Source organism: Ruegeria sp. AP11, from assembly GCF_056535865.1.
The window spans coordinates 2,614,769-2,631,712 of sequence record NZ_JBQFJB010000001.1 but is presented as its reverse complement, the minus strand read 5'-3'; the positions used below and the strand labels follow the sequence as shown (position 1 = coordinate 2,631,712).

The 16,944-nt window shown below is 63.1% G+C and carries 17 protein-coding genes; 1 reads left to right on the top strand and 16 read right to left on the bottom strand.

Annotation, left to right across the window (positions count from 1 at the left end; all coding sequences use genetic code 11):
- Nucleotides 1-13: 13 nt before the first annotated feature.
- From lpxC to ACR3E4_RS13145, 14 genes are all read right to left on the bottom strand, one after another.
- Nucleotides 14-934 (bottom strand): UDP-3-O-acyl-N-acetylglucosamine deacetylase, encoded by a 921-nt coding sequence (gene lpxC / locus ACR3E4_RS13210; protein WP_480529996.1) that lies wholly within the window; start codon nucleotides 932-934, stop codon nucleotides 14-16.
- A 213-nt stretch (nucleotides 935-1,147) separates the two neighbouring features.
- Nucleotides 1,148-2,755: a cell division protein FtsZ gene (gene ftsZ, locus ACR3E4_RS13205; protein WP_480529998.1), complete on the bottom strand. Its 1,608-nt coding sequence runs from the start codon at nucleotides 2,753-2,755 to the stop codon at nucleotides 1,148-1,150.
- 348 nt (nucleotides 2,756-3,103) lie between these two features.
- Nucleotides 3,104-3,523, bottom strand: a complete 420-nt coding sequence (locus ACR3E4_RS13200; protein WP_480530000.1) for a hypothetical protein — start codon at nucleotides 3,521-3,523, stop codon at nucleotides 3,104-3,106.
- Nucleotides 3,510-4,844 (bottom strand): cell division protein FtsA, encoded by a 1,335-nt coding sequence (ftsA, locus tag ACR3E4_RS13195; RefSeq protein ID WP_480530587.1) that lies wholly within the window; start codon nucleotides 4,842-4,844, stop codon nucleotides 3,510-3,512. Before ftsA ends, ACR3E4_RS13200 begins: the two co-directional genes overlap by 14 nt.
- A gap of 8 nt (nucleotides 4,845-4,852) precedes the next feature.
- Entirely contained in the window at nucleotides 4,853-5,857 is a 1,005-nt protein-coding gene (locus tag ACR3E4_RS13190) for a cell division protein FtsQ/DivIB (RefSeq protein ID WP_480530002.1), read from the bottom strand.
- On the bottom strand, nucleotides 5,845-6,762 hold the full coding sequence (locus ACR3E4_RS13185; RefSeq protein WP_480530004.1) for a D-alanine--D-alanine ligase: 918 nt from the start codon (nucleotides 6,760-6,762) through the stop codon (nucleotides 5,845-5,847). Before ACR3E4_RS13185 ends, ACR3E4_RS13190 begins: the two co-directional genes overlap by 13 nt.
- A 108-nt stretch (nucleotides 6,763-6,870) precedes the next feature.
- Nucleotides 6,871-7,797, bottom strand: coding sequence for a UDP-N-acetylmuramate dehydrogenase (murB, locus tag ACR3E4_RS13180; RefSeq protein WP_480530006.1), 927 nt, complete (start codon nucleotides 7,795-7,797; stop codon nucleotides 6,871-6,873).
- A complete protein-coding gene (locus ACR3E4_RS13175; protein WP_480530008.1) occupies nucleotides 7,794-8,087 on the bottom strand; it encodes a hypothetical protein in 294 nt (97 codons plus the stop codon). The genes murB and ACR3E4_RS13175 overlap by 4 nt, the downstream gene beginning before the upstream one ends.
- Nucleotides 8,088-8,110: 23 nt before the next feature.
- Nucleotides 8,111-8,377, bottom strand: coding sequence for a DUF2484 family protein (locus ACR3E4_RS13170; protein WP_480530010.1), 267 nt, complete (start codon nucleotides 8,375-8,377; stop codon nucleotides 8,111-8,113).
- Complete coding sequence (locus tag ACR3E4_RS13165) at nucleotides 8,374-8,622, bottom strand: DUF2484 family protein (protein ID WP_480530012.1); 249 nt, start codon at nucleotides 8,620-8,622, stop codon at nucleotides 8,374-8,376. Before ACR3E4_RS13165 ends, ACR3E4_RS13170 begins: the two co-directional genes overlap by 4 nt.
- Nucleotides 8,623-8,626: 4 nt before the next feature.
- Entirely contained in the window at nucleotides 8,627-10,033 is a 1,407-nt protein-coding gene (gene murC / locus ACR3E4_RS13160; protein ID WP_480530014.1) for a UDP-N-acetylmuramate--L-alanine ligase, read from the bottom strand.
- Complete coding sequence (locus ACR3E4_RS13155) at nucleotides 10,030-11,127, bottom strand: UDP-N-acetylglucosamine--N-acetylmuramyl-(pentapeptide) pyrophosphoryl-undecaprenol N-acetylglucosamine transferase (protein WP_480530016.1); 1,098 nt, start codon at nucleotides 11,125-11,127, stop codon at nucleotides 10,030-10,032. Before ACR3E4_RS13155 ends, murC begins: the two co-directional genes overlap by 4 nt.
- Entirely contained in the window at nucleotides 11,127-12,290 is a 1,164-nt protein-coding gene (ftsW, locus tag ACR3E4_RS13150) for a putative lipid II flippase FtsW (protein WP_480530018.1), read from the bottom strand. The genes ACR3E4_RS13155 and ftsW overlap by 1 nt, the downstream gene beginning before the upstream one ends.
- Nucleotides 12,291-12,564: 274 nt before the next feature.
- Nucleotides 12,565-13,611, bottom strand: a complete 1,047-nt coding sequence (locus ACR3E4_RS13145; RefSeq protein WP_480530020.1) for a Hint domain-containing protein — start codon at nucleotides 13,609-13,611, stop codon at nucleotides 12,565-12,567.
- A gap of 228 nt (nucleotides 13,612-13,839) precedes the next feature.
- Between ACR3E4_RS13145 and ACR3E4_RS13140 the strand changes: the two genes are divergently transcribed.
- Nucleotides 13,840-15,018 carry a BaiN/RdsA family NAD(P)/FAD-dependent oxidoreductase gene (locus tag ACR3E4_RS13140; RefSeq protein ID WP_480530022.1) on the top strand — a complete coding sequence of 393 codons (1,179 nt, stop codon included), beginning with the start codon at nucleotides 13,840-13,842 and terminating at the stop codon, nucleotides 15,016-15,018.
- On the opposite strand, the gene ACR3E4_RS13135 is transcribed toward ACR3E4_RS13140, so the two are convergent.
- Nucleotides 15,015-15,389 carry a glycine zipper family protein gene (locus ACR3E4_RS13135; RefSeq protein ID WP_480530024.1) on the bottom strand — a complete coding sequence of 125 codons (375 nt, stop codon included), beginning with the start codon at nucleotides 15,387-15,389 and terminating at the stop codon, nucleotides 15,015-15,017. The two genes, ACR3E4_RS13140 and ACR3E4_RS13135, sit on opposite strands and share 4 nt — an antisense overlap.
- A 111-nt stretch (nucleotides 15,390-15,500) precedes the next feature.
- Complete coding sequence (gene murD / locus ACR3E4_RS13130) at nucleotides 15,501-16,895, bottom strand: UDP-N-acetylmuramoyl-L-alanine--D-glutamate ligase (protein WP_480530026.1); 1,395 nt, start codon at nucleotides 16,893-16,895, stop codon at nucleotides 15,501-15,503.
- Between the last annotated feature and the right edge of the window lie 49 nt (nucleotides 16,896-16,944).

Genomic DNA, 16,944 nt, shown 5'->3' with positions numbered 1-16,944 from the left:
AGAGTTGATCAGCTTACGCCACCTGAGGGATTTCGCTGCGCACAAGGCCCTGACCGGGCAGATGCGCCGCCTGTTCCGGGGTGCACAGGATCGGACGCACCGCGCCGGGTGTCTCGAACAGCTTGCGCAGCAGGGTGTTGGTCATGGAATGGCCCGACTTCTCGCCGGTGAAGCGTCCCAGAATCGGGCCGCCCGCCAGATACAGATCACCCAGCGCGTCCAGCATCTTGTGACGCACCGCTTCGTCCGCGTGGCGGAAGCCGCCCGGGGTCAGAACTTCGTCGCCCTGTACGACGACGGCGTTTTCCAGTGTGCCACCCAGCGCCAGACCGTTTTCGCGCATCGCCTCGACATCGGTGCGGCGGCAGAAGGTGCGGCTGTCACACAATTCGCGGGCGAAAGAGCCGTTGCGCATGTCCAGAACCTTGGTCTGGCTGCCGATGGCGTCGTCTTCGAAATCGATGTGGAATTCGATTTCAAGCCCGTCGGCGGGAACGATCGAAGCGCTTGCGCCTTCGCGCGACACAGTGATCGGCTTGAGTACTTCAAAGGCCAGAACCGGGCTGGCCTGGCGGCGCACGCCCTTCGCCATGATGCCCTGCACGAATTCAACGGACGAGCCGTCCATGATCGGAACCTCGGGGCCGTCGATCTCGATCAGGGCGTTGTGGATACCACACCCGGCCAGGGCGGCCATGATATGCTCAACGGTGGAAACGGACGTGCCTGCTTCATTCACCAGACGGGTGCAGAGCGGGGTCCGCTCGACCACGTCATAGATCGCCGGGATCAGTGCATTGCCCAATTCGATATCGGTACGCTTGAACCAGATGCCATGACCGGCTGCCGCCGGCTTCAGGACCATCGTCACAGGCTGTCCGCCGTGAAGTCCGGTGCCTGTAAACGTAACCGAAGATTTGAGCGTATGTTGCAAAGTGAGCCTCAGCGCGTGGTGTCCAGCCTCGTGTCGGCTGTGTTGCACCCCAACTAAGGAAGGGGGCTCAAAGGCTCAACTCACTCTTTGCAACCGATTGAAACATGTTTGTGACAGATCGGCAAAACCCTGCTTAGCCCCTGCCAAGGCCCTGTAATTCAAAATAAAAGGGCCGCCAGATGGCGACCCTTGTTAGCGATTTTGTTACCGTGATCAGTTGGCCTGACGGCGCAGGAAGGCCGGAATTTCGATGCGATCCTGTTCGGGATCGGCCTCTTCCCGGGCCGGTGCCGTGGCTTCAGTCGACCGCATTGCGGGCTGCTGACGCGCCGGTTGGGCCGGGGTATCGCCCGCATGGCCGGTCATCCGATCGATCAGGCGATTGAAGCCGAAACGCGGACGATCCTCGGCCGAATGCTGCGGTTCAGGGGCCGGTTCGCGCTGTGCCGTGGGGGTTGGACGCATCCGGCTTTGCGGTACTTTCTGCACTGCAGCCTGCAGCCGTTGCATCGCCTCGGGCGACGGTGTGCCGGGGGTCTGGGCACGCTGAGCGGCATAGGAAGCGTCAACCTCTTCCGGTTCGGGCTGGGGTTCGAACTGCGCCACCTGCGGCTGATAGGCGGGTGGCGGCAGGCCGTCATCCTGTTGCGCGGCGGGCTGTTCTTCGTGCCAGCCTTCGTTCAGTTCGACATCTTCGATGGATTCGAACAGCGTGGGGGCGATGTTCGCATCGTCTTCCGCGGCGGGGGCCTCATCCGCGGCGACGTGTTCCTGGGCGGTTTCTTCTGCCGAAACCGTGCGGGTCAGCGGCGCCGACATCGAGCGGCGCGCGACCGGCACATCGTCGGTTTTCTCGCTGGCATCGATACCGGTGGCAACGACCGACACGCGCATTCCGCCTTCCATCTCGGTGTCGAGGGTCGAACCGACGATGATATTGGCCTCGGGGTCCACTTCCTCGCGGATGCGGTTGGCGGCCTCGTCCAGTTCGAACAGGGTCAGGTCGTGGCTGCCGGTGATGTTGATCAGCACACCCTTGGCGCCCTTGAGGCTGATTTCGTCCAGCAGCGGGTTGGCGATGGCCTTCTCGGCCGCCTGAATGGCGCGGTCTTCGCCGGTTGCTTCGCCGGTACCCATCATCGCCTTGCCCATCTCATCCATCACGGCACGAACGTCTGCGAAATCAAGGTTGATCAGGCCCGGACGCACCATCAGGTCGGTTACGCCTTTGACGCCCTGATACAGAACGTCGTCGGCCATCGAGAATGCCTCAGTGAACGTGGTCTTTTCATTGGCGAGACGGAACAGGTTCTGGTTCGGGATGATGATCAGCGTGTCGACGACCTTTTGCAGGGCATCAACGCCGTCTTCGGCCTGACGCATGCGCTTGGCGCCTTCGAATTGGAAGGGTTTGGTGACAACGCCGACAGTCAGGACACCCAGCTCACGCGCCGCTTGCGCGATAATCGGGGCCGCGCCGGTGCCGGTGCCGCCGCCCATACCGGCGGTGATGAAGCACATATGCGCGCCCGCCAGATGATCGACGATCTGTTCAATGCTTTCTTCGGCCGCCGCAGCGCCCACGGTCGGGCGTGCGCCCGCGCCCAGCCCTTCGGTGACCTTGACACCCAGTTGCACCCGCGCCGACGAGCGGCTTTGCTGCAGCGCCTGCGCGTCGGTGTTGGCGACGACAAATTCAACGCCGTCCAACTGCTTTTCAATCATGTTGTCGACAGCGTTGCCCCCAGCGCCGCCAACGCCAAATACGGTAATCCGAGGCTTCAGTTCGTCGTGCCCGGGCATCGAAAGATTTAAAGTCATGCTCTGTCCGCCTGTTTTTATGTTGCCGCAAAATGCGGTTTTTTCTGACCTATCCACAGATGATTTTACTGTGTCATTTCGGAAACGTCACCAGAAAAATCGCCAGAATCCACAAAATATGGAGGAAATAAGGCAGCAAACAGCGGCATTTCGCTGTTAGCGCCACATGTTGCGACGCGAGCCTCATGCGGCACTACACAACAAAAGACCCCACCCACCTGAAGAGGGTGCGAAAACCGGGGATTACTTGTTCGGGTCGCGGAAAACTGCTCAATGTCCTGCCGCTGGGCCTCTGCCGGGCCTTGAGGTTATCTTGCGGGAATTCGGACCGCGCCGCAACCGATTTCTTCAGCCTATCGGTATACTTGGGCAGTTCAGGCTGTCCTCGGTGACACTGCGGATCTCTTGCGTTTCGCTGCCGACGAAACGGGCCAGCCGGACCATCAGCCGGTCATCATGCAGGAAGGGCCACCAGCAAACCGGCAGCCCATCGGGCGCATCATCATAAAGAAAGCAGATCTGGCCGTTCGGCGTGGTGATCTGACCATAGACACAGCCCCGCCCCTCCATCCGCCAGACTGAGAGAGTCGGGCTGAGGAATTCCTCGGTCCCGACCAGCATATCGCTGCGGATTTCGTGGAAGGTGACGGTTTTGCCGACAACGGCGTTCAGGAATGCCTCGGGTGTGATCAAGGTCTGAGCCGGGACCGCAGCGGGCCACAGCGCCGCACCGAGAACTGCCCGGCGCAGGGCTTTACCAATTGTCACGGAACCAGCGCACGGCGCGTTTGAACGGGCGCGTAGCATAGGTGTCAACGGGGATTTCGAAATCCCACCATTCGTCCTGCGGATGCGCCGCGAACAGGCTGAGACCCACCGCCGAGGAGAACCCGGGCCCGGTTGCCGACTGCGGCAGACCGTGGACGCGCAGCGGACGACCCAGGCGCACGCGCTGACCCAGAATGCGGCTGGCCAGCCCGTCGAGCCCCATGATCTGGCTGCCGCCGCCGGTCAGCACGATCTGCTGGCTGGGCAAGTGATCGAACCCGGCAGCGTCCAGACGGGTGCGCACCTCTTCGAGGATTTCCTCAACGCGCGGACGCATGATGCCGATCAGCTCGGCGCGGCTAACGGTGCGGCGGTCATGTTCCCAATCACCGGTATCGCCACCGATATCGATCAGGTCGCGGTCATCGGCCCCGGTGGCGTGGACGCCTCCGTTGAAGGTCTTGATCCGTTCGGCCACCGCAGCAGGCACGCCGAGGCCCATCGAGATATCGCTGGTCACATGATCGCCACCCATGCGCACGCAGTCCGCATAGATCATGTGTTTCTTCATGAAGATCGATACGCTGGTGGTGCCGCCGCCCATGTCGATACAGGCCGCGCCCAGTTCCTGTTCATCCTCGACCAGCGCCGAGATGCCCGAGACATAGGCCGAGTTCGCAATCCCCGCCAGCTCCAGATCGCAGCGCTTGATGCAGCGGACGATGTTCTGGATCGCAATCGCATCGACGGTCAGCATGTGCATGTCGACGGCAAGGCTCTGCCCCATCTGCCCGCGCGGATCGATCAGGCCCGAGCGGTTGTCGAGCGCGAAATTCACCGGCTGGGCATGCAGCACCTCGCGCCCTTCGCCGTAGTCGGGCACGTCGCAGGCGTTCAGAACACGGCCGACCTCGGCCTCGGTGACAAGCTGACCTTCCAGATCGACCTGCGCGTCCAGCCCGTAAGAGCGCGGGTTTGCCCCCGAAAACGACGCGATGACGTGATCGACGCGGATATCGGCCATCTTCTGCGCCGCCTGCAGTGCGGTGCGGATGGCGCGTTCGGTTTCCTGCATCGCGGTAACCTCGCCGAACTGGACCCCACGCGAACGGGTGGTCGCAGCCCCGATCACCCGGAACCCGGTTTGACCGGCCATGGAACCGATCGAATTATCCTCGGACAACCGCCCGGTGCCATCGAAGCGCAGGACAAGGCAGGCGATTTTCGAACTGCCCACATCCAGAATGGCGACGACGCCGCGTTGCATCGCCTGCCGGCGCATCTGCCGCATGGCGCGTTGGGACTGATAAAGATCGGTCATCATGGTCGTTACTGCCCGCTACTCACATCTGTTTTTGTGTTCCACCAGTCTGCGCTGGCCGTTTCGTTCATTCGGATGGTTGGCCGCTGGCCCAGCCGCATATCGACCGCAGCCACGTCGCGTTCCAGAAGGTCCTGCACCTCATTCACCGCCAGCACACGTTCCAGCGCGCGGGCCGGACGTTCGGTCGGCAGCATGATGCGCTGGTTGCGATCCAGCACCAGATCCCAGCGCCGTTCGCCGACGCGGACGAGGCCCCGGACCCGCTCGCCCAGACTGCGGGCGGTGGTCAGAATCTGCAGCGCCTCGGGGACGTGTTTGTCCGCCCCCTTCCCCGCGATCAGCGGCAGGGTGGCGTGATCGGCCCGCGCCGCGATCATGTCCACATGGGCACCGGTTTCGTCCAGCAGCTCGATCCCGTCGCGGGTGCGCCAGACGATGGCCGGCTGACGCTCCACCACATCCACCTGCAGGATGCCGCCTGGGCGAATGCGCACGGTGGCCGATTTCACCGGATCGAGCCCGGTGATGGTGTCGCGGATCTGCTCGACATCCAGATCCCAGGAACTGAGCGGGAAATCGAGCGGCACGATCTCGCGGATATCTTCGGACAGCGTGGTCCCTGCCCCGTCGATGGCCATCAGGTTGACCATGAATTCAGGGCGTTCCTGAATCGAGGTCTTTATGTCGGCGATATAGGTATTGACCGCCTCGCGCCGGTCTTCGGAGGCAAAGAAGCCGCCGATCAGGCCGAGAACGGCCAGAACCGGCAGGCCGATCTTCAGCCCGCGCCGGATGCCGGGGGTGAGCATCCAGCGCTGAAAGCGGTAGCTGAGGCGCGACGGCGCAGGATCGGACAGCCGGGTACGGCTAAGGAACCGGGTCCCGCGCAGGCGCAGCTTGGGTTTGGATTTGGGTTCGGGCCTTGGGGCCGCTTCAAAATCCGCATCCGGCCCGGCTAGAGCCTTGGTCCGGTGGATCACCGGTGCCCGGGTGGCTCTCAGCGGTCGCATGAGGCGTCCTCCACCATCCAGGCGCAGAGCTGGCCGAATGTCATGCCGATATGCGCGGCCTGCTCGGGGGCCAGAGAGGTCGGTGTCATGCCGGGCTGGGTGTTGGTTTCCAGCAGGAACAGGCCATCAGCGCCCATGCTGTCATCCCAGCGGAAATCGGTGCGGGACACGCCGCGGCAGCCCAGTGCGGCATGGGCTTTCAGCGCGTAATCCATGCAGCGGTCGAAGATGTCCTGCGGAATATCGGCGGGCAGCACGTGCCACGAGCCGCCCGGTTTATACTTGGCGTCATAGTCGTACCAGCCGCCATCGGTCATGATCTCGGTCACCGTCAGGGCGCGGTCGCCCATTACGGTCACCGTCAGTTCCCGGCCTGCGACATATTTCTCGACCATAACCTGATCGGGCATCGCCGCGTCCAGTTGCGGCGGGCCGTTGGCGTTTTCATGCACGATATAGATGCCGACACTGGAGCCTTCATTGTTGGGCTTGGCCACGTAGGGGGGTTCCATCACATGGGCTGCGATCACTTCGGGTTTGGGTACGATCATGCTGGGGACAACAGGCAGGCCTTCGGCGGCGTAGACCTCTTTGCTGCGCTGCTTGTCCATCGCAAGGGCCGAGGCCAGCACCCCGGAATGCGTATAGGGAATGCGCATCCATTCCAGCAGGCCCTGCACGCAGCCGTCTTCGCCCCAGCGGCCATGCAGGGCATTAAAAACCACATCCGGCTTGATGTCCAAAAGGCGCGCGTAAAGGTCGGGACCCGCGTCCAGTTCGACCACTTCAAAGCCTTCTCCCACAAGGGCGGCCGCGCATTCGCGCCCAGAGCTGAGAGACACCTCGCGTTCCGCCGAGGGGCCGCCCATCAATACCGCCACTTTGGGGTTTGTCCTGCTCGACATACCCAATGTGCGCCTCAATGTCCCCGGACCTTATGTGGTGGTCCGTACTGCGTTTATGCCTTTGATCCGTCGCCGTTAATTGCCTGTTTTGGTCTGACGGTTGGGGCTTTATTCCTTCAGCGGATCACCGACCCGCATGATTTCCCACTCTAGCGTGATGCCGCTTGTTTCGTAAACCTTTTTTCGCACCTCTTCGCCCAGACCTTCGAGGTCGGCGGCGGTGGCGGTGCCGGTATTGATCAGGAAATTCGAGTGCTTGGGACTCATCTGCGCGCCGCCGCGCGTGGCACCGCGCATGCCCGCGTCGTCGATCACCTTCCATGCCTTGAGATCATGCACATCGTCGGCGCGCCCGGTCGAAGAGAACCCGGCCGGATTGCGGAAGGTCGACCCGGCGCTGCGGTCCTTGGTGGGCTGGGTCTCGTCGCGCTTTTGCAATTGCGCTTCCATGCGGGCGTGCAGCTCTGCCGGATCGCCCGAGGGGCCCTGGAATGTGGCCGAGACCAGCACCGCGCCTGCGGGCAGTTCGGATTGGCGGTAGCGGAAGTTGAGGTCTTGCGGGGTCAAATCGATAAGGTCACCGGACCGGGTGACGACGGTGGCCGTTTGCAGCACATCCGCCGTGTAGCTGCCATAGCAGCCTGCGTTCATGCGCACCGCGCCGCCGATGGAACCGGGGATGGTGCGCAGGAACGTCAGGTCAACGCCCGCATCCGCCGCCTTGCGCGCCACATGTGCGTCCAGCGCCGCGGCGCCTGCGGTCACCGTGTTGCCATCGATGGAAATGCCATTGAACCCACGCCCCAGGCGGATCACCACGGCGCGCAGGCCGCCATCGCGGACGATGAGGTTCGAGCCGACGCCCATGGGAAAGACAGGCACATCGGCGGGCAAGTCGCGTAGAAAGGCCTGCAAGTCATCGGTATCGGCGGGCTGGAACAGATAGTCCGCCGGGCCGCCGACCCGCAGCCAGGTGAGGTCGTTCAGAGGACGGGCCTGCGTCAGACGCCCCCGAACCTCGGGCAGTTCGATCATGCGTCCGCCCGTGACGCCAGGCTGCGCCCTCCGACGCCGCCCATGATGGTCGCGAACAGGAAGGGCAGAACACCGCCAGTCAGCCAGACGAAGGGGCCAAAGGCCTGTTCTTCTTCGCCGGTGCCGATCCCGGCCAGCATCACGATCAGCACCACCGCCACGACCGAGGCCAGCCCGATCAGCCACAGCAACCCCTTGGTGCCGATCCAGCGCCCGGCAACAAAGCCCGCTGCGGCGCCGAGGACGAAGAAAATCAGTGGCAGATAAGCGAATGTGGCGATGTCGACCATGGGGGCCTCCTTGAGACGGTCGGTTACTTGTTGGTTGCCTTCATGCCCTGCATTTTGGCCTTTGTCCAACGGGTCAGATAAATCACCGGCCAGCGCAGCACCGACATGCCTGCGGCAAGAACGAGCAGCCCGACCCACGGGCCGTTTTCATAGGTGACATAGCCCAGAATGGGAACGCCCACGGCGATCAGGAAATAAGCGCGCCGCCAGTGGTTGTCCTTGCTGGGCAGCATGGCCAGAACATTGGCGGTCAGCCCCCAAAGACCGGCAAGCGCAATCGACCAGTTCATTCCGACACCTCTCTGCCCGTCCATTTGCGCCAATAGAAGCGGATCGGGTTGCGGTACATCGAGGCGAAACCGGCAATGGCCGGCACCCCGATGAACCAGCCATAGTCGATACTCAGCCACAGGATCAGAGCGGGCGCGCTGGCAAACAGCACCACGCCCGGCGGGAATTGCAGGCGCATGGGAAGCATCGCCACGATGGTTGAGGCGAGGACCCAGCCGCAAGCGGTTATGAGCGACCACGCCACGAGATCAGCTCGCTTTGGCGATCAGCCGGTCGGGCAGCCCGTTGGCCCAGGCGCTGATGGTGCCGGCGCCGAGGCAGACGACCATGTCGCCGGGGCGGGCCTGTTCGCGTACAAGCCGTTCAAGATCGCTTTCGTCCAGCAAGGCGCGTGCATGGCGGTGGCCGTGGCGGATCAGGCCCTGCACCAGATCGTCGCGGGACGCACCCTCGATCGGGTCTTCTCCGGCGGCGAACACTTCGGCGATGGCGACCACATCGGCGTCATTGAAGCAGGTGCAGAAATCGTCGAACAGGTTGGACAGGCGCGAATAGCGGTGCGGTTGGTGGACGGCGATGACGCGGCCCTCGGTGGCCTGACGGGCGGCCTTGAGGACGGCGGCAATCTCCACCGGGTGGTGGCCATAATCGTCGATGATGGTGACGCCATCGACCTCTCCGACCTTGGTGAAGCGGCGGTTGACGCCGCCGAAATTGGCTAAAGCCTCGCGAATTTCACTGGCCTTCATGCCCAGATGACGGGCCACGGCCACAGCAGACAAAGCGTTCGAGACGTTGTGGTCGCCGGGCATCGGCAGGGTGCAGCCCTCAATCACCTTGTCTTCATATTGCAGGTGTATGTCGAAATGGGCGACGCCGCCCTTATAGGTCAGATTCTCGGCCCGCACATCGGCCTGCGCGTTGAAGCCGTAGGTGCGTACGCGGCGGTCGGTGACACGACCGACCAGCGCCTGAACCTCGGCATGATCGGTGCAGCAGACGGCGAGGCCATAGAACGGCAGGTTCGAGACGAATTCATGAAAACCCGCACGCAGCAGGTCGAAATCGCCCCAATGCTCCATATGCTCGGGGTCGATATTGGTGACGATGGCGATGGTTGCGGGCAGGCGGTTGAAGGAACCATCGCTCTCATCCGCTTCGACCACCATCCATTCGCCCTGCCCCATACGCGCATTCGAGCCATAGGCGTGGATGATGCCGCCATTGATCACGGTGGGATCGAAATCGCCCGCGACCATCAGCTCGGCCATCATTGTGGTCGTGGTGGTCTTGCCGTGGGTTCCGGCGATGGCGATGTTGGATTTCAGGCGCATCAGCTCGGCCAGCATATCGGCGCGGCGCACCACGGGCAGACCCTGCGCGCGCGCCTGATCCAGTTCCGGGTTGCCCGGCTTGATCGCGGTCGAGACCACGACGACGGCGGCGTTTTCAAGGTTTTCGGCGCGCTGGCCTTCGAAAATCTCGGCCCCCAGCACGGCCAGCCGGTCCGTGATCTTCGAGGTTTTTAGGTCCGACCCCTGTACCCGGTAGCCAAGGTTCAGAAGCACCTCGGCGATGCCCGACATCCCGATCCCGCCGATGCCCACGAAGTGGATCGGCCCTACGTCCTGCGGCAGTTTGGTTGCTGGGGTCATGCGGTCTCCTTCTGCGCCAGATGTTCAACCTGGGCCACCAGACGATCGGTTGCGTCGGGTGCGCCGGTCGACAGCGCGGCATGGGCCATTTTCTGTGCGGCTTCGGGGTTGGTCAGAACCGTGGTCATTTGCTGCGTCAGCGCGGCAACGTCAAGCGCATTTTCAGGGATCAGTATCGCCCCGCCCGCCTGCACCAGTCCGCGCGCGTTGGCGGTCTGGTGATCGCCTGCGGCCGTGGCAAGCGGGATCAGGATCGAGGGCCGCCCGATGATCGAGATATCGGCAACGCTGGACGCGCCCGAGCGCGAGATGACCAGTTGCGCTTCGGACATCCGCCGGGGGACGTCTTCGAAGAAGGGCTGCACATCGGCAAGGATACCGTGTTCGGCATAGAACGCGGCCACCCGAGCCTGATCCTCCGCGCGGGCCTGATGTGAAACACGGACAAAGCCGCGCAGATATTCGGGCAGCGCCGCAATCGCGTCGGGCACCACATCGCTGAGGATGCGCGCGCCCTGAGAGCCGCCCATGACCAGCACCGACATCGGGTAATCGCCCGGCGGGATATAGGGCGCGGCGGCGCGCTCCAGCACGGCGGCACGGACCGGGTTGCCGGTGTGGATACCCTGCGCCCCGTCGGGCAGGTCGGTGGGCCAGACACCGCAGGCCACCTGCGCCACGCGGGTTGCAAAGACCTGATTCACGCGGCCCAACACGCCGTTCTGTTCGTGGATCATACGCGGGATTTTCAGCAGCGTCGCCGCCCCCAGCGCCGGGATCGACGGATAGCCGCCGAAGCCGACCACCACGTCCGGCCTGTCGCGCAGCATCTGGGCTGCCATGCCCGTCACGCCTGCGGCGATCTTCGGACCGACCAGCGCCTTGGCGGCCAGACCGCCGCGGGCAAAAGTGGCCGAGGAGGCCTCGACAATCTCGACGCCCTCGGGGAATGCGCCGGTATAGCGCGCGCCGCGCGGGTCGGTGGACAGGCGCACGCGCCAGCCCTTTTTCAACATCGCCTCGGCCAGTGCCTGCGCCGGGAACATGTGCCCCCCGGTGCCGCCCGCCGCGATCAGAAGGTAAGGTGTGCCCATCAGCCTCGTCCGCGCAGAATGTCGCCAAGCTCGCCTTGTGGGCGGGTTCGGGTGAAGGCCAGCAACATGCCGACCGCAATGCCGCCCGCGATCAGGGACGAGCCGCCATAGCTGACGAACGGCAGTGTCATGCCCTTGGCGGGCAGCAGGCGCACCGCGACGCCCATGTTGATCATCGCCTGAACACCGAACATGCAGGCCAGACCGGTCCCGGCCAGACGGATGAACATGTCGCGTTCGCGCATCAGCCGCAGCAGCGAGCGCACGACGATCAGCGAATAAAGCGCGATGATGATCAGCACCAGAATCAGGCCGTATTCTTCGGCCGCGACGGCGATGATGAAATCGGTATGGGCATCGGGCAGCGACCATTTCACCTGCCCCTCGCCCACGCCGACACCGAACAGGCCGCCTTCGCGGATGGCGTTGGTGGCATAGCCCAGCTGGGTGGTCGGATCGACTTCTTGGTTCAGGAACCCGTCAATGCGGCGGGCAAAGTGTTCGGAATTGGAATAGGCGAACATGCCGCCCAGTACCACCGCCCCGGCCATGCCAAGCAGCAGCAGCATCGGTGCTCCGGCGACGAAATACATCACGCCCCAGCCGAACAGGATCAGGCAGGCCTGACCGAAATCGGGCTGCATCACCAGCATCGCCACGATCGCCATGCACAGCGCAAAGGACCACAGCCGCCCCGGCGGGCCGTTGATTTCCTGCGAGGCGGCCAGCAACCAGGCGGCCACCACGACAAAACCGGGTTTGAGAAACTCCGAAGGCTGCATCGAGGCGAAGCCCAGCGCATACCAGCGCACCGCGCCCTTGCCGAAATCGGTGCCGAAGACGGGCAGGAAGGCCAGCGCCACGAATGAGGCCAGAAAGCCCAGAACCGCCAGCCGCCGCACCAGCGTCGGCGACATCATCGAAGTCAGCAGCATCGCAACCAGCGCCATACCGCCAAACAGCGCCTGACGTTCGACGTAATAGAACGGATCAAACCCGTTGCGCCCGGCCAGAGGCGGCGACGAGGCCAGCCCCAGCAACAGCCCGATGACGAACAGGATCAGCACGCAGGACATCGTCCAGCGGTCAGTCGTCCGCCACCACTTTGGAAGAATCGGTTCACCGCGCTGGTCCTGGACCGCGCCATACACCATCTCAGTCATGAGATACCGCCACTATCTGCCTCGTTAACGTCCCGTTTTCGGGATCTGATTGAGAGTCTACAGGGAATTTTGCTTTCAGGCCAGTGGAATGAAAGGGTTTGAGACATTTCTGAGCGGGGTTGTTCCAATTTTCGACAACCGCCGTATGGCCGGAATAATTCGTGCATTCGCCAGCCCGTCAGAAACCAAGTTCACGGGCAGGTTAACTTCAAATCGTAGTGATCTATTTTCGCTAAGAAATGCGCGCTGCGGTGGCTGGGCACACACACCGCCTTCAGGTCAGAAGCGGTTTCCCGTTCTTGACGTGCCGCCGGATCAGCGAGCGGACCTGTGCACCCCGGTTCGGTGTCAGACGCGCAAGCTGCGGCGCATAGACCTCTGACGTGATCTCGGGGAACAGCGCTTTGATCTCGGCCAGCGCAGCTGCGCCAACGCTTTTCAGGGCCTCGGGACCAGTAAAGAGGCTCTCGGACGGGGCACCTTCGGCGAAGACCACTTCATGCCGGTCGAACAGCATGTGGAAATAGGTGATCTCGGGCGCGTCTGCATCCACGCAGATGCCCGGAAGGTCCAGCAACTTGCGTGCCGCCACGAGGATTTCATCGGTATCGAACATACGCACCGCGATGGGCGAGCGTACCAGCATCCGATGCTGCGGTGACACACGCAGATCCCTCAAGGGCAGTCCATCGCCAAGCGCACCTTGGGAAATTCGGATTGCGCGCAACTTGGGCTTGGTGCGAAGATCGATGCTTTCCAGATCACGCGACCCGATCCAGCGAATGATCTGCGGCCCGTGATCGAGGGTCAGCACCGCATCCCCTGCCCTGAGCGTTTCGATCGCCCTCGGGCCGTTCGGGGTGTCGATCAGGGTTCCGGCCGTAAAACATGGCACGACCGTATCGATATCGATGTCGGGGCCATTATCGATAATATCGACGATCGTCAGCGTTGTATTGAGTGGCGGAATAGTCCCGCCGATAAAGGCCATGAAATAGGCATCTTCGCTGTCGACCCCGATCGAGTCGCCATCGCCATTGATGTCATAATCGAAAAAGCCGATCTGGTAGGTATTGGTTCCATCCGTGACTGAGACCGTGAAATCCCAGAAGATGATGTCACCATCGAGTGTTTGAGTCGGGTCATTCGCAGTTTCGTTCGAGACGCTGTCGCCATCAAAGATGGTGCCGTCTGCGCCATCTTCGATGGTGATCTGGCTGTAGGCGGAAATCTGAAAGGTGGAGCCCTCGACACTGGAAGAGGCTCCGGCGTCTGACAAAGTAGAGTCGCTGCGAAAAGCTCCGTAAATTGTTGTCGGCATTTTGGGTTAACTCCACCAAACCAATAAACACGCACTTATTCACCAATAAGCGTTAGCGATTTGCTAAGGGCTGGGTTCCCTCTGGTCAAGTCGACCTGTCCGGTTCGCTGACCTCTGTGGCCCACGCGCACGGTCCTGAGCCATCTGGCGCCCCCAGGATCAGAGATCAGCGGCAGTCTCGGGCATGAGCCTCTTGCCATTGTGCCCGGAACAGGCCAATGGCGGCAGATGACCTATGACACGATAATCCTTGGTGCCGGGGCCGCCGGCATGATGTGCGCTGCCCATTGCGGCGGGCGGGTTCTGGTGATCGATCACGCCAAAGCGCCGGGCGAGAAGATTCGCATCTCGGGCGGCGGGCGGTGCAATTTTACCAACATGTATGCGGGGCCGGGCAATTTCCTGTCGCAGAACCCGCATTTCTGCAAATCGGCGCTGGCCCGGTATACGCAGTGGGATTTCGTCGATCTGGTGGATCGTCACGGCATCGCCTGGCATGAGAAAACATTGGGGCAGCTGTTCTGCGACGGATCGTCGAAACAGATCATCCAGATGCTGCTGGACGAAATGGCGCGCGTCGGGGCCGCGCTGTGGGTGCAGACCGCGCTGCGCGATCTGCGCAAGACCGAGAGCGGGTTTGCGCTGGAGGTGGAGCGCGAGGGTCAGCGCTTGAACCTGACCTGCCGCAATCTGGTGTTGGCGACGGGTGGCAAGTCGATCCCCAAGATGGGCGCGACCGGGCTGGCCTATGACATTGCGCGGCAATTCGGGCTGCAAGTGACCGACACGCGCGCGGCGCTGGTGCCGTTCACCTTCTCGGACGGCAAGTTCAAGGACCTGTCCGGCGTCGCCCTGCCCGCGCGTCTGTCAAACGACCGCACCAGTTTCGACGAGGCGCTGCTGTTCACCCACCGGGGCCTCAGCGGTCCGTCAGTGCTGCAATTGTCCTCTTATTGGCGCGAGGGCGAGGCAATCCGGGTCAACCTGATCCCCGATCTGCCGCTGTTTGACCTGCTGCGCGAACAACGGCAGGCCGCAGGCCGCAAGGCGCTGACCACCGAGCTGTCGCGCCACCTGCCCGCGCGGCTGGTGGACCATCTCAAGCATCATATACCGATGAAGGGCAATCTTGCGGATCAGTCCGACGCGGCGCTGTCCGATCTGATCGCTGCGCTGTCCGACTGGCAGCTTACGCCTTCGGGCACCGAGGGCTATCGCACGGCCGAGGTGACTCTGGGCGGAATCGACACCGAGGGCCTGTCATCGAAAACGATGGAGGCCAGGGATGTCCCCGGCCTCTATGCGATTGGTGAAGCGGTGGATGTCACCGGCTGGCTGGGTGGCTACAACTTCCAGTGGGCGTGGTCCTCGGGCCACGCCGCGGGAAGCGCCATCGCAGGTCGTTAGCCGACAACGTTGTAGCCACGTCCGCGCATGCAGTTGCGCACGATGACTTCCTTGTTCTGGTTCTTGTTGATCACGTCGGCACCGGCCCCGACCAGCGCACCGGCAACGGCGGCGCGACCCAGATTGTCGCTGCTGTCCTGTACGATACCGGTGACGGCTGCTGCACCCGCCGCACCGATTGCGGCGTTACCTGCGGTCGAGCCATCAACGCTGGCCTGCGAGGCCGCCAGTTGCTGGCACTGTGCCAGATCCGAATTGTAGTTCGGCCCCACCGGGCCGTCGATCACGGGCTGATAGCTGGCGCCGGTATTGGTGCAGGCTGCGACAGCCAGCAGGGCGGGAACGATCAGAAGAAGTTTACGGTTTGGCATATTCATGACCTCGTGTTTCATATCCTGAAGGCAAAAACCAATGCGCAGGGCGCGTCAAGCAGATAGGCCACAGCTTCGCCAAACCGGCGGTCTATTGCAAACGTATTGCTTTCAGAGACGTTTTTTTACCTCATCCACGAAGTCATCGCCGCGCTGTTCGAAGTTGTCATACTGGTCGAAACTGGCGGCTGCGGGGGCCAGCAGAACCACCTCGCCCGGCTGCGCGTCGGCCATGGCCTGTTCGACGGCGGCGGCCATGGTGGTGCAGACCTGCGCCTCGGCAGTCAGCTGCATGGCGAACCCAGCTGCCTCGCGTCCGATGACATAGGCCTTGATCACCTGCTCGGCCGCGGTGTTCAGGGCGTCCAGCCCGCCCTCTTTCTCAAGCCCGCCGCAGATCCAGCGGATCTTCTTGAAGGCGCTCAGCGCTTTGGCGGCGCTGTCCACATTGGTGGCTTTCGAGTCGTTCACATAGGTCACGCCATCCGCATCGGCGATGATCTGGCTGCGATGCGGCAGGCCGGGGAAGCTGTGCAGAGCGTCTTGGATCACACGCGGGGCAAGGCCCAGCGAACGGCAGGCGGCATAGGCGGCGCAGGCGTTCTGGTGATTATGCGCACCGGGCAGGCCCCTGATGCCGCGCAGGTCGATCGAACCCGCCTGGCGGCCCTTGCGGTATTCCGACAGGAACCCCTTGCGGGCAAAGACCTGCCAGCCGGGCCCGGTCAGCTTGCGCGCCACCGAGACACGGATCACCCGGTCATCCGACGGCCCCTCGGCCAGTTGTCCGGCCAGAAACGCGCCCTCGGCCTCGTCGATGCCGATCACGGCGCGATCCGGGCCTCCTTCGGCAAAGAGCCGACGCTTGGCGGCGAAGTAACCGCCCATGCCGCCATGCCGGTCCAGATGATCGGGTGAGAGATTGGTGAACACCGCCACATCCGGAGTCAGCGCGCGGGCCAGTTCGGTCTGATAGCTGGACAGCTCCAGCACCACCACCGACCCATCGCCGCCCGGATCGATATCCAGCACCCCGCGCCCGATATTGCCCGCCAGTTGCGAGTCGCGCCCCGCCTCGGTCAGGATGTGATGGATCAGCGCAGCGGTGGTCGATTTGCCGTTCGACCCGGTCACCGCAATGACACGCGGCGGCGTGTCGTAGTTGTTCCATTCCGGCCCGGCGAAAGAGCGGAAGAACAGGCCGATATCATTGTCGACGGGCACACCCGCGTCCAAAGCAGCGGCCACGACCGGGTTAGGCGTGGGGTAGAGATGCGGAATGCCCGGCGAGACGATCAGCGAGGCTATGTCATCAAACGCCCCGTGACGGCGCAGGTCGGCGCAGGCGAAACCTTCGCCCTCGGCAGCCTCACGTGCGGCGGGGTTGTCGTCCCAGCAGACAGGTTCGGCCCCGCCCGCCCGCAGCGCGCGCGCCGTGGTCAGGCCCGACCGGCCCAGCCCCAGAACCGCAACCTTCTGTCCTGAAAACCCTTTGACCGGGATCATGCCGCCCACCTTCGTCGATTAGAAATTTGCGCCACACTGCACCGAAGGA